The organism is Polyangiaceae bacterium (assembly GCA_016715885.1).
Classification (GTDB): domain Bacteria; phylum Myxococcota_A; class Polyangia; order Polyangiales; family Polyangiaceae; genus Polyangium.
Window position 1 is genome coordinate 130,913 of sequence record JADJXL010000007.1, and the last position, 13,031, is coordinate 143,943.

9 protein-coding genes are annotated in these 13,031 nt (G+C 60.6%); 6 read left to right on the forward strand and 3 right to left on the reverse strand.

Annotated elements, in window-relative coordinates; genetic code table 11:
- Window positions 1–6 precede the first annotated feature (6 nt).
- Complete coding sequence (locus IPM54_11220) at window positions 7–3,366, reverse strand: AgmX/PglI C-terminal domain-containing protein (protein MBK9260392.1); 3,360 nt, start codon at window positions 3,364–3,366, stop codon at window positions 7–9.
- 113 nt (window positions 3,367–3,479) lie between these two features.
- Window positions 3,480–7,394, reverse strand: a complete 3,915-nt coding sequence (locus IPM54_11225) for a hypothetical protein (protein MBK9260393.1) — start codon at window positions 7,392–7,394, stop codon at window positions 3,480–3,482.
- 362 nt (window positions 7,395–7,756) lie between these two features.
- On the opposite strand from IPM54_11225, the gene IPM54_11230 reads away from it, so the two are divergent.
- The 3 genes from IPM54_11230 (at window position 7,757) to IPM54_11240 (ending at window position 10,758) form a co-directional block, all read left to right on the forward strand.
- Entirely contained in the window at window positions 7,757–9,226 is a 1,470-nt protein-coding gene (locus tag IPM54_11230) for a sigma 54-interacting transcriptional regulator (GenBank protein ID MBK9260394.1), read from the forward strand.
- Window positions 9,227–9,265: 39 nt separating this feature from the next.
- A complete protein-coding gene (locus IPM54_11235) occupies window positions 9,266–10,138 on the forward strand; it encodes an SDR family oxidoreductase (GenBank protein ID MBK9260395.1) in 873 nt (290 codons plus the stop codon).
- Between the two features lie 170 nt (window positions 10,139–10,308).
- Window positions 10,309–10,758, forward strand: a complete 450-nt coding sequence (locus tag IPM54_11240; GenBank protein MBK9260396.1) for a hypothetical protein — start codon at window positions 10,309–10,311, stop codon at window positions 10,756–10,758.
- Window positions 10,759–10,773: 15 nt separating this feature from the next.
- On the opposite strand, the gene IPM54_11245 is transcribed toward IPM54_11240, so the two are convergent.
- On the reverse strand, window positions 10,774–11,043 hold the full coding sequence (locus IPM54_11245) for a hypothetical protein (GenBank protein MBK9260397.1): 270 nt from the start codon (window positions 11,041–11,043) through the stop codon (window positions 10,774–10,776).
- Window positions 11,044–11,275: 232 nt separating this feature from the next.
- Here IPM54_11245 and IPM54_11250 point away from each other — a divergent pair, with 232 nt between their 5' ends.
- From IPM54_11250 to IPM54_11260, 3 genes are all read left to right on the forward strand, one after another.
- Complete coding sequence (locus IPM54_11250) at window positions 11,276–11,647, forward strand: protein kinase (protein ID MBK9260398.1); 372 nt, start codon at window positions 11,276–11,278, stop codon at window positions 11,645–11,647.
- Window positions 11,580–12,209 carry a protein kinase gene (locus IPM54_11255; GenBank protein ID MBK9260399.1) on the forward strand — a complete coding sequence of 210 codons (630 nt, stop codon included), beginning with the start codon at window positions 11,580–11,582 and terminating at the stop codon, window positions 12,207–12,209. Before IPM54_11250 ends, IPM54_11255 begins: the two co-directional genes overlap by 68 nt.
- A 117-nt stretch (window positions 12,210–12,326) precedes the next feature.
- Entirely contained in the window at window positions 12,327–13,016 is a 690-nt protein-coding gene (locus tag IPM54_11260) for an ABC transporter permease (GenBank protein MBK9260400.1), read from the forward strand.
- Window positions 13,017–13,031: the final 15 nt, after the last annotated feature.

The following is a 13,031-nucleotide window of genomic DNA, read 5'->3' on the forward strand; positions in this document are numbered from 1 at the left end:
CGCAGCTCAGAATCCGACCACCGAAAGCGTGGCCACGGAGCGCGTGCCATTTCCACCGCGAACGTCGAATTTCTGCATTGAGTTGTCCAGATGAACCTCGACCTTGCCGCGCGCCGAATCGAGGCCCCCCGTGACGAGCACGCGATAGGTGCCTTCCATGGCCCACGGGAGAGCAATCCAGGACGAACCCGAGCGGCCTGGTCCCGGCGTCACGGGCGTCATGACGCGACCCGTCGGATCGAGCAGCACGATATCGGGGCAACCTTCGACGCCGTCCGGACACGTAATCGACACGGAAATTCGTTCTCCCGCTGGACGCCCCGCATCGTATTGACGCACGGAGGCCGTTTCCAGCGTTTCACGCAGGGCAATCATTTGCTTGCCAGGTTTTTTGATGGCCGCGATTTGATTCAGCACTTCGCCTCGTTCTCCCAGCAGACGGCTGCGGCATCGCATCGCCTCCGCGACGGCGTCACTATCGCCAGGACGAAGCTCGGCGGTTGATCGCCAATGGGCACACGCCCGGATTTCGTCACCCGCTGCCTCGAATGCGCGAGCGGCGCGTTTGTGCATTTCGCCACTCGAAGGCTCGATGTCCGCCTGCGTATCGATTGCCGCGACGGCCAATTCGGTTTTTCCAACGGCCGCAGCAGCTCGCGCCAAAAGCTCGTGGGGCATCGTGCGATCAGGGTCCATCGAAACGTACGACGTGGCCTCGCGGAATGCTTCATCGAAGCGCCCTCGAACGAGCAGCCCATTGATGAGGGCCTCACGCGCGCGACGGCTCTCTTTGGATTCGTCCGCGGTCTTTTGCAATTTTGCCAAAGTTTCACTCGAATCTCTGCGCCATTTGTCGTCCAATGTGCCAATCCAAGACGTTCGACCCCAATTACGACGGCTGGCATTCCAAGAACCTACCGACTGACCACCGGGTGCGAACATGATGGGGTATACGACGGTGACGATTCCACCTTCGGGTTGCGGGAACGACAAACCGTAGAACGCTCGAACGACGCAACTTATTACGCCGGCATCCGGCAAATCCGATCCACCATTGGCAGCGGTCGTGACTTTGCCATCACGCCCGATGACGAAACGAACGCCCACACGGCCCTGCAAATTCGGATTGTTGCGCAGGCCGTTTTCGTAACACAAGCGGAAACGACCAAAATTCTGGCGCACGATGCGCTGTATGATTTCCGGTGGCAATCGACCGCTCACCGTGGTTGCGCCCATTCGTACCGATGGAGGCTTGGCGCGATGCGACCCGCTCAAGCCTCCGTGGCCCGAGCCAAAGCCTTGCGTCGACCCAATGCCCATGCCAAACCCTTGCCCTCCACCGCCCTCGCCCCTTCCCGACAAACCCAGGCCACCGATGCCGATCGAGTCACCGAAATCCGGCGCCGAACCGCCTATTTCAGCCGCAGACGAAAGATTGCCATGACCATGCGTGCGAGGAATGCCGAAAGCAGCAAACATACGGTCATTTTCGAGCACGATGAGCGACGTGTGGCGGCTCATGACGTGGTACTTGATGGACTGGGCCACGATTTCCTTGGTGGCTTCGTCGTCCCCGCGCCGTTCGAGCTGTTCGATGCGAGCCGTTGCCCAGCGTCGCGCGAGCATATTTCGATTTTCTGAAGGAGCGTTCGAGAAAGCAAGCGGCCGGCTCCACGTCGCTGGTTGACCGTCGATTTCACCCGTGAGGCGAATGGTTTCACGTTCCGAACCCGTGGCCCCCGCGAGTTTTCCCACGACGACGATTTCTTCGCCCGCACGAAGCGCCGGAAGAACACTCGGAATGACGTCGACCATCCCCGCCGGTAATTCGAGTTTTGCGCCCATGAGCAGCGGCTTGCTCAAGCTTTTTGCAATGTCCTTAGCTCGGCGACCGAGATGATCACCGGGCGCGAGGCGTTCGTACGAAGCGGAAAGCGTTTCAGCAAGGCCCTGGAACACGATTTCGTCGACGGATGAACCAGCTCCGATGAAACGCAGCTCGGCGCGTTTTTCGGAAAGAACCGGGCGAACGCGGGCCGCAATCGTATCGACTTTCAATTCGCCTGCCGACGGCGAACCATCGCCGAGGTACACCACTTGACCTTTGTGAGCTTCGCCCAGACGTTGCAATGCGCTCGTCAAGGCAAACGAAATGTCGGTCGAGCCGGAGACGGTACGATCTCGCAACAATCGATGAGCTTCGTCCATGGATTCCGTCGATTTCGATGCGAGGCCTCGTTCGGGATACGAAACGCATGCGCTGTCGCAGAGGAGCAATGCAAACCGATCGCTTTGGCGCAATTGGCGCAAGATTTCTTTCGCTACGGTGACCTCTGCGGAATATCCGGCTTCGGTCATTCCGTGACTCGCGTCGAGCACGATGACTTTTTCGTCGCGATGCGTGGCCAAGGATTGATCGGCCGCCGCGGGGACGGGAATACGCACGGAAAAGAATCCACCATTCGCCGCCCCTTCGATGGCCACAGGCGCCGCATCCGATTCGGGACGCGGGTAATCGATCATGAAATCGCCTTCGGGAACGAATCCCTCAGCGCTGAAATCGGCATACAATCGGCCATTTTCAGTGCGCAGCGATGCAGAATGACCAGCCATTTTCGTTTCCGCAGCATTGGCCCCGGCATCTTCGATGGTCACGTGCAGGCGGAAATTGTCCATTTTGACGGCGCGATCGGGACCGAGCGACAATGGATACGTGTATTTGACGCGCCCTCCCACGACCGGCAAAACCTCGTCGTAGGCAAGGAGGACTTTGCGTGATTGGCGTGCCGGCATGGGGAATATTTTGAGGGAAAACGTGCTGCCGCCCTTCCATTCGAGGAGCGCGGGATCACGAGGACGCACGACATCGTCGACGATGCCTTGGAAAATGCGCGCCGCCCTTTCTCGTTCGACCATTTCACCAATGACGAGGTCCTCGCCCACCCACAAACCAAGTCGTGAAAGGCTGGCACCTGACGGCAAGGGGAATACATATCGCCCTTCGAGGACGACGTCGGTATCGTTGGCGAATTCTTCTTCGATTTCGGTGCGAGCAAATCCGTCGCGAATGGTTACACGCACGTCATGGGCGCGAAGTCGAACGCCCGGAACGACGGTGCTGGTAGCAGGGCGCCTGCCGGTGATCGTACCGAAGCCGCGCGCCGTTGCGGGGACGGTCGTGGGCATTTCCTCAGGGTCATCCGCCTCTTCGGCGAGGTCGGCATTCGGCGCCGCAGCCGCTGGGTTTGGCTGGGCGGAACGATTGGCGTCTTCGGCAGCAGATGGCTCCGATTTCGACGCACAGGCAGAGGCTTGAAGGAGCAGGGCCAGGGCCGAAACCGAAACGAAAATACGCGAGCGTTTCATGGAAGCCTTCCTCGACCGCGAACGAGACCCCGCGATCCGACGCATGCTGGATGCCGCTCGTCGCGAAAGGTTCCCGAAATGTTCGTGGGTAGGAGGAAGAAGGGGGAAAGCCGTTACAGATTGGTGGCTGTCACGGTGTAGTTGGTGCAGGTCGGGGCATCGCCATTCTTGCGATAAACGCGCACGTAGACGCTCGTCACGTGTGGCGTGCTGTCGGAACAGCAGCCCGCGCCCGTAACGTATTTGTTGTAGAATTGTTCCCAAACGTTGGCAGCGACGCCGCTCTCGGTATTGTTGCCATTACCCATGGGCGAACAGGCAGCCGGCGTACCGCAGCTCGATTGCACGTCCATCGCGTATTGACCGCCGCCGTTGTTCGTGAGCTCGACCTTGGGGTGATAGGCTTGTCCAACGGGGCGATCCGTAAACGTCACGAGGAACCAGTCGCTGCCGGTAGACGTTTCGATTTTGCCCGAGAAGTTGACGGTTGCACCGACGGCAACGTTGGTCGCAGTGGCGGCGGCGCACGAATTGGGATGCGTGTCGGTCACGCATTCACAACCATTGCTTGCAGCTCCGTCCATGTTGGCGAAACCGGATTGACACGAGCTCACGGTGCAAGCGCCAACGGGGCACGTCCAGGTCGAGACGCCGCCAGCTCCTGGATTTTGAGCGCCGCATGTCGGGTTCGGATCCATTTCGTCGATTTGCGCATCGCAATCGTTATCGGACCCGTCGCAGATTTCCGTGGTCGGGTTGTTGTTGCGGTTGCATGCAATGGCGCCATTCGTGCACGACGTGGTACCGGCCGCGCAAATGCCAGCTTGGCCGGTGTTGCACGCCATGCCGCCACCCGGATTGCCTTCGTCGTTCGTGCCATCGCAATCGTTGTCCAAGCCGTCGCACACTTCGGAGCTTGGATTGATGTTCCGATTGCAAACGACCGCGCCGCTCGAACATGCCGTGGTGCCCGCCGAGCAAACGCCCATTTGCCCCGTATTGCACGAGATACCGCCGCCGGGGTTGCCTTCGTCGGTGGTACCGTCGCAATCGTTGTCGAGGCCGTCGCAATTCTCCGAGCTGGGGAACACCGTTTGCGTGCAGATGAGCGCTCCGGACGAACATGCGGTAATGCCCGTCGCGCACAAGCCCAGGAGTCCCGTGCTGCACGACACGCCGCCGCCGGGATTACCTTCGTCGACCGCTCCATCGCAATCGTTGTCGAGGCCGTCGCACACTTCGGTCGAGGGATTGTTGTTACGATTGCACGCAATGGCGCCATTGGTGCAGGACGTGGTGCCCGCCGCGCAAATGCCGCTCTGACCGGTATTGCACGCGGCTCCGCCACCGGGATTGCCGTTGTCGACCGTGCCGTTGCAATCGTTGTCGAGGCCGTCGCATGTTTCGTTGGTCGCCATCGTATTTTGATTGCATACGATGCTGCCGCCGGAACACGCCGTCGTGCCGGCAGAACACACGCCTTGTTGACCCGTGCTGCACGCCATGCCGCCACCGGGATTGCCGTTGTCGACGGTACCGTTGCAATCGTTGTCGAGGCCGTCGCACACCTCGGTCGTGGGATTGTTGTTGCGATTGCAAGCAATGGCGCCAGCCGTGCAGGCTGTCGTGCCTGCAGCGCAAATGCCGCTTTGACCGGTATTGCACGCCATGCCGCCACCGGGATTGCCGTTGTCGACCGTGCCGCTGCAATCGTTGTCGAGGCCATCGCACACTTCAGGCGACGACATCGTCGTTTGGCTGCATGCGATCATTCCATTGGTACAAACCTTGACGCCAGCAGCGCAAACGCCGGGAACTCCCGTATTGCAAGGATCGCCGACGGTCGCCGGATTGTCGTCCACCATTCCGTCGCAATCGTTGTCCACGTTGTCGCACACCTCAGCGGTGGACTGCGTGTTCTGATTGCAAACGATCGCGCCGCTCGTACATGCCGTCGTCCCCGCAGCGCAAGCGCCCTGGAGACCCGTGTTGCACGCCATGCCGCCACCGGGATTGCCGTTGTCGACCGTGCCGTTGCAATCGTTATCGAGACCGTCGCATACTTCAGCGGATGATTGCGTCGTCTGGCTGCACGCAATCATTCCATTGGTGCACACTTTGGTTCCGGGCGAGCACACGCCGGGTTGTCCCGTCGTGCAAGCATCGCCGACCGTTGCCGCGTCGTCGTCGACATTACCATCGCAATCGTTGTCCAGACCGTCGCAAACTTCCGGCGTCGCCTGCTGATTGGCATTGCACACGAGCGCTCCACCCGTGCACGCGCGCGTCCCCGCCGAACAGATGCCCGGCTCGCCCGTCGTACAGGGCGTGCCGACTTGGTCCGCATTGTCGTCGACGGTGCCATCGCAATCATTGTCCAAACCGTCACAAAGCTCTAGGTTTGGCGCGGTATTTTGATTGCATACGATTTCACCATTCACGCAGCTCGTGCTGCCGGCCGCGCAAATGCCGGGATTGCCGGTATTGCAAGCTTGATTGCCGCCAGGATTCCCATTGTCGATCTGGCCATTGCAGTCGTTGTCGAGGCCGTCGCACACCTCGGGCGACGCCATCTTGTCCGGATTGCAGACGAGCATGCCACTCGTGCAACCGAGCGTTCCTGCGGCACACACACCTGCCTGGCCCGTGGTGCACGAGGTTCCTACTTGCGCTGCGTTGTCGTCGACTTGGCCATTGCAATCATTGTCTTGCGCGTCGCATACCTCGGGCGAAGGCTGCGTCGTTTGAGCACAAACGATCTGGCCACCGGTACACTGCTCGATGCCCGCGTCGCAAACACCGGGGGCGCCCGTCGAGCAAGCGCCGCCGCCACCGGGATTGCCATCGTCGGATTGACCATTGCAATCGTTGTCGACGCCGTCGCAAACTTCGGCGCTCGGAATCCCCTCGACGCATGTGTTCGGTTGACCATTGACGCATGCGTCGACCGTCGTGAAACACGCACCAATGCCGCACGAAACCGTCCCAAGCTCTTCGTCGACGTCGATGTCGCAATCGTCGTCGATGCCATTGCACTCTTCCGCTTTGGGATCTCCAGGCGTGCACGTTTGCGGCACGCCGCCCATGCAATTGTCCACCGTGACCTGACAAGCGCCCACGCCACATGCGGTTACGCCAAGCTCTTCGTCGACGGTCGCATCGCAATCGTCGTCGATGCCATTGCACGTTTCTTCCGCAGGCAAAACGTCGCCTTCGCACGCACCCCATACGCCGCCCGCGCAGGTCTGCGTGCCCGGAGCGCATGCACCAACGCCTTCGGTGCCCGCAGGCCCGGTGTAACAAGATTGCGTCTGGCCGTCGATGCACATGCAACCTTCATCGACCTCGCCGTCGCAATCGTCGTCACTCCCGTCACACGCTTCGACGGCTGCCGGCGGAAGCGGCACGCAATTGCCCGGCACACCCATCTCGCACGCTTCGACCGTGACCAGACACGCGCCCATTCCGCACGTAATGGTCCCCAGGCCATCGTCGACGTTGGCATTGCAATCGTCGTCGATACCATTGCAGGTTTCCGCGGACGGCAAGACTTGCCCATCGCACGGGCCAAACGTTCCCGTAAGGTCACACTTCTGCGTACCCGACAAACATGCGCCCACGTTCACCGTGGAGGGATCGCCGTCGTAACACGATTTCGTGTCGCCATCTTTGCAGAGGCAACCTTCGTCGACTTCATTGTCGCAGTCGTTGTCGAAACCGTCGCATACCTCGTCCGAGCAGCTCCCGCCTCCCGATCCGCCCGCGCCCCCGGCGCCTCCGATGCCGCCAGCACCTCCAGCCCCGCCGCTTCCCGCAGAGCCGGCCATGCCGGCCGTGCCGCCATCGCCGCCCTTGCCTCCCTCACCCCCAAAACCACCCGCACCAGCATCACCACTGCTGCTGCTACTTCCGGATGCACTCGTCACATCCGACGTCTGTGGACTGTCGCCGCAGCCTACAGCAACGACCGCAGACGCCACGAGCAAAGATGAGAGCGTGATGATTGCGATTCGCGAGATTCGGCGCATGGCATTGCCTCGTCAGGAAAGCAAGGAAAGCCCATCATCACAGAAATCCCACGAAATCACCATAGGGTCGTCGCGCTCGAGAACGTTTTTGACATCGACGCCATGCAGCATGGCTCACGCGGTATGGCTTACGATGATGGGTGCGCCGCAAATCGACGCAGCGTCGCATCGTGCTTCCGCGAGCCGCGCAACACGAGTACACCTTGCCGATGGATGTCGATCGTCTCGATGCGTCGCAGGAATCACCCCGCACGCAACAACCGCGGTCTGCATGCACGTCGAAGGGCGGTTGACGAGGGGTTGGGGGCGAAGGGCGCCGAAGGCAACCCGAAGCCCCAAATGTTCAACCAGGAGCGCAGAGGATGAGCGACGGCGAAGGGAAGACGAAACAGCTCGGTAGCGCACCGAGCGGCTCGAAGAAGAGGCCGGTCACCGAGGTGATTGATGACTCGATGGGCCCTTCCCTCCGCAGAATCCGCAAGCTGCACGTCGTCGTCGTCGACGCCCCGGATCCGCGCGACGTCGGACTCACGCGCACCTTTGCGCAAGACGAAGTTCGTTTGGGTTCGAGTCCCGATGTGGACGTGACCTTGCGAGACACCGCGGTATCGCGCGAACACATCGCCGTGCGCCTGGGTCCGCATGGTTTTTCTCTGACGGACATTGGCTCGACAAACGGCACCTACGTGGGCGATTTGCGCGTCGAACGCGTGTCGTTCGGCGATGACATCCTGGTGCGCCTCGGCAACAGCGTCGTGCGCCTCGAGCCACTCGCGGAAACCGTGGAACAAGAGATTTCTCCACGCGCACGCTTTGGTCGCATGCTGGGCAGAAGCCCCACGATGCGCGAAACGTTCGCGCTGCTCGAACGCGTCGCTTCGACGGATCTGACCGTGCTTTTGGAAGGTGAAACCGGCACCGGAAAGGAGCTCGCCGCCGAAGGTCTGCACGAATCGAGCGGGCGGACGGGCGCATTCATCACGGTCAACTGCGGCGCGATCCCGCGCGAGCTGCTCGAGAGCGAACTGTTCGGGCACGAAAAAGGTGCGTTCACGGGCGCCGTACGCGAAAGACAAGGCGCCTTCGTCGCAGCCGATCGCGGCACGCTGTTTCTCGATGAAATAGGCGAGCTGCCGCTCGACATGCAGGCGAAGCTGCTCCGAGCGCTCGAGCGGCGTGAAGTCAAGGCCGTCGGTTCCGATCGCTCGCGGTCGGTGGACGTGCGCATCGTGGCCGCGACAAACCGATCGCTGCTGCGCGAAGTCGAGGCGCAGCGATTCCGCCAAGACTTGTACTACCGCCTCGCCGTGGTCGTCGTGCGAGTGCCGCCGCTCCGCACGCGGCTCGAGGACCTGCGGCTCCTCGTCGACCACGTGCAGGACGAGCTTGCACGTCGCAGAGCAGCCACGGGATTGCCGCCTTTTGCGCGCCTCGATGAAACCGCCTTCGCCATGCTCGCGCGATACGACTTTCCGGGCAACGTGCGGGAGCTGCGAAACATCGTCGAACGATGGGCCGTGCTCGGCCCGTTCGCGGCGCCAGGCGAGCCCGCGGTGATCCCGCGCGGTGACGAGCGTGTCCCGGTCGAACCGCCACAACCGGAAAGCATGTCACGCGAAACTTCATCGAGCGGCGTGGACGCGCCCCTTTTGAAACTCCCCTATCACGAGGCAAAAGAAGCTTGGAACGAACGCTTCGAACGCGCGTACGTGGAAGCGATTCTGTCACAATCGGGGGGCAACGTATCGCGCGCAGCACGCGAAGCCGGTGTGGATCGGCGACACCTTCAACGCTTGATGGCAAGGTTTGGGATCAAAGCAACCAGCGAATGACGTAACGAGCATGCTTGCAAAGTAGGAGGGGACCAATTCATGAGCGCATCCAGAGTTCTTCTTGCAGGCGCAACGGGTGCAATCGGTCAAGAAGTCTTGCGGCTCTTGCACGCCAAAAACCATTTCATCCGCACGCTTTCACGCAGCAAACAAAACGCCGCGAAGGTCCAATCCTTGGCAAGCGAAGTTGTGCTCGCCGATGCGACCGATGCATCCACCATCGGCGATGCCATGGCGAACATCGACGTCGTCATTTCGTGCCTCGGTGCAAATGTGTCGCTCTCGATGCGTGAGCGGCGAAGTTTTCGCGCTGTCGACGTCGTCGCCAATTCCAACCTGCTCGATGCTGCCAAACGTGCAGGCGTGAAACGATTCGTCTACCTCTCGGCACACGGCGGCCCGGGTTGGGACCATACGCGATACATGCGAGCACACATCGAGATGGAGGAGCGGATCCGTTCGTCCGGGTTATCCTTTTCCTTCGTGCAACCGACGGGCGTCTTCACGGCGCTCGTGGACCTCATCGCGATGGCGCGTATGGGCATGGGCTCGGTTGCGGGGGATGGGCGAGCCAAGACAAACCCGATTCATCCGATCGACGTGGCCGAGATCCTCGCTGACCTCGTGGACGAAGGTCCCGAGGCGGTCGATGCAGGCGGGCCTGAAACGATGACACGCGAGGACATCATGCGCGTCGCGTTCGATGTCGTAGGAAAAACGCCGCGCGTGTTTCACGTGCCCCCCTTCGTGTTTCGCATGAGCAGCGCGATGATGCGCCTACTGCATCCGCGTCTCAGCGACATGCTCGAGTTCGTCGCGTTCGTCACGACGACCGATGCCGTCGCTGCGGTGCGGGGCAAGCGCACGTTGCGGCCTTTTTTCGAAGAGATCGCAAAGAAAGCGGCCGGCTGACGACACTGCGGACACGCGCGCGCACCTTGCATTCGATGCCGCAGGTGCGGCAATCACGCCGCAGGTAGATCCCGCTGATTTCGCGGCAAACGTGGCGCTCGAACATTGGCACGCGTCGTGCTCGTAGGTCTATCCGAACAGCACGGGAAGCCCCCGAGAGGAGTCACGCCATGTCGAATCTTCGTACCTTCATCCGAACCCTTGCGATTGCAGCCGCTTGTGCCTCCATCGCCGCGCCGCTCGCAGCCTCTGCCGAAGAAAAAGTCGACAAGACACCTCGCGTCGAGAAGGTCGCGAAACGGCATCACGACAAGGGCGAATTCCCGATGACGCCCGCAAAGTTCGAGAAGATCGTCGAGAAAAAGATCGAGAAGACCCGCTCGAAGATGGAGAGCATCTTGACGGCGGCGGCATTGCCCGACGCGGTCAAGGCGCAGGTTCGCAAGGACTTCGACGCTGCTGCGGCCAAGGTTCGTGCTGCTGCGAAAGAAGCTGGCAAGGACGGCAAAGTGACGAAGGAAGAGGCGAAGGACGTGCGCAAACAAGCGCGCTCGTTCGTCAAGGAACTTCGCGCGAAGTACGGCAAGGACAAGGGGCACGGCAAACGCGCTCGCGCGTGATGTACGCGGGTGGGATCAGGCAGCTCGACGCGTGGTTCGTCGTTTGCGCGACGCTGGTGACGTGAGAAGTTCGTCGACGTCCGACGCCGTCAGCGCCTTGCGTAGCCACGCATCGAGCTTCCGGGTGTCCTTGCATTCGAGAATCTCTTTGCGCTGGGTCGCGGTCATCGACACGCCGCGCCCCTCGAGCACCGTGACGATGGCTTCGGCCTTGCCTTCGGCCTTGCCTTTCTTCAGCGTCTTTTGCTCCCACCGTTCGTAGGCCTGTTCCCAATTCATCGCCATCTCCGCGACATCCGCAGGTACGGACTCCGGCAGGCTCTGCTGCCATGTCACCACCAGACTGAACGTAGCATATGCGACCGAGTTGAGATCGGTGCAGCCACGACCTCCAACGCTCACTCCTGAGGCCGTACATCGATGCTTACCCAAGCGTGAGCGAGCAAGATCCAATGGTTTTTCAGGGAAATCGGATCGCCGCTTGACAGTGGTTCTTGCATCATTTAGCTCACGGCTCATGGGAATACGCGAAATCCGTGAACTAGGACGAGGCTCGTTTGGACGAGTATACCTCGCACATGACGACGAACTCGGTATGGAGGTTGCAATCAAGGAACTGCATGAACCCAACATGGAGTTGGAGCGGTTTCGGCGGGAGGCAGCAATACTCGCGGAGCAGAGCCACAACCCCTATATCGTCGATATCTACCGATACGATCTCGACGCACCGAAACCATACCTGGTCCTCGGAGTATTGCGCCGGTGGGTCACTGCGCAAATGGATCGGCAAGGCCACATGGCAACAAGCTGCGATGGTGCTCATGCATGCAGCAAACGGCCTTGTGGCAATCCACAGCGTCGGAGGGTTCCATCGCGATATCAAACCTGAGAATCTCTTGCTGTCCCGAACTCCCAATGGCGAGAGCATTGTCAAGGTTGCCGACTTTGGTCTGGCGCGTCGACCGAACACCGTAGTGGCCCCAATGACGGCAAGCGCCGGGGGCACACCGGGATATATGGCCCCGGAGTTGAGTCGTCCAGGAGCAACCTACTCCGCCGCATGTGATATCTACTCACTTGGGGTGGTTGGGATTGAGCTCATTACGGCCTACTGCTCACCGGAAGCTTTGATGGCAATCGCAGCACCGGAGGATTTCAAGATCCTGCTCAAGCGCATGGCTTCAATTTGGCCAATCGTGCGACCATCATTGGCGGACGTGATCATCGAGCTAGCGCGCATCATCAAGAGTACAAGTCCATCGCCACCACCTCCTGCAATGCCGCCAGCGTCGCCGCCGCCGACGCAGTCAGATGGTGGAGGTTTACTTGGCGCTCTGCTCATTGCCGGGGTCTTCATAGCGGCCGGTGCGCTCGCGGCCGGAAATAAACCCGAATACGACCCAACCGTGGACCGCTATCGCGGTCGCGACGGACGATTCAAAAGAAGGTAGAAACGCCGGCTACGGTCCCTTTCTTCCACGTAATCGCCATCGTGACCGCGATGGTCAGGACATCCAATCCGACACGCCCGATGTCGCCGTAATCGACGGGCTGCGGGCCTCTGCGCCATGAACGACACCGAAAACCTTTATCGTCCACCCGCTTCCGCCGAGTCGGCCGAGGACGTGGCGCGTTTGTCGCGTTCCGAATGGCGATATGTGGCGAAGGTGTTTGCCATCGCGACGGTGGCTACTTCGATATTCTGGGGCGTCACGCTCACATTGCAAACCACGTACGCGCTGAAAGCGTTTAGCGCCGAGGGGCGCGTTGCGGGGATCGTTTTTGTATCGGCACTACGAGAGATGGGCAGAGTGGCTGTAGGTTTCGCTGCCTGCATTGCGCTTGTTCTTTTGGTTCATCGGCGAATGGATGCGGATATCCGACCGCCGGCCGGCGGGATCTTTTTGCCCGTGATGGTCGTTTTGCCGCTCGCGGCGCCGATCGCCGGTTTGATCATGTGTGTGACGTCATTGTGCTTTTTGCTCGTGGGCTTTGAACAGCCATTCGCTCTGTGCTGGGATGCCATCCGCAGCACCCTGGTGTATCAGGACCCATTGCTGGGGATGTTATCTGCGACAGCCCAGACGTTCGTGTTTGGCGCGCTCGCAACGGAAATCGCACGACGAATTGCACGGTATGAAGGCTGGACGATTCTCAAGATTCTCATCATCTCCTTGGTGATGGGGTTCTTTTCGCAGATCGCAACGTCGGTCAGCTGGTACGCGCTCTACCACGACGATCCGGCGTTAATTCCGTAATTGGTACTGGACTTG

What these genes read in the sequence shown, in the direction of transcription:
- IPM54_11220 (MBK9260392.1), bottom strand. Translation starts at nt 3,366, where the DNA reads ATGAAACGCTCGCGTATTTTCGTTTCGGTTTCGGCCCTGGCCCTGCTC.
- IPM54_11225 (MBK9260393.1), bottom strand. Translation starts at nt 7,394, where the DNA reads ATGCGCCGAATCTCGCGAATCGCAATCATCACGCTCTCATCTTTGCTC.
- IPM54_11230 (MBK9260394.1), top strand. Translation starts at nt 7,757, where the DNA reads ATGAGCGACGGCGAAGGGAAGACGAAACAGCTCGGTAGCGCACCGAGC.
- IPM54_11235 (MBK9260395.1), top strand. Translation starts at nt 9,266, where the DNA reads ATGAGCGCATCCAGAGTTCTTCTTGCAGGCGCAACGGGTGCAATCGGT.
- IPM54_11240 (MBK9260396.1), top strand. Translation starts at nt 10,309, where the DNA reads ATGTCGAATCTTCGTACCTTCATCCGAACCCTTGCGATTGCAGCCGCT.
- IPM54_11245 (MBK9260397.1), bottom strand. Translation starts at nt 11,043, where the DNA reads ATGGCGATGAATTGGGAACAGGCCTACGAACGGTGGGAGCAAAAGACG.
- IPM54_11250 (MBK9260398.1), top strand. Translation starts at nt 11,276, where the DNA reads ATGGGAATACGCGAAATCCGTGAACTAGGACGAGGCTCGTTTGGACGA.
- IPM54_11255 (MBK9260399.1), top strand. Translation starts at nt 11,580, where the DNA reads ATGCATGCAGCAAACGGCCTTGTGGCAATCCACAGCGTCGGAGGGTTC.
- IPM54_11260 (MBK9260400.1), top strand. Translation starts at nt 12,327, where the DNA reads ATGAACGACACCGAAAACCTTTATCGTCCACCCGCTTCCGCCGAGTCG.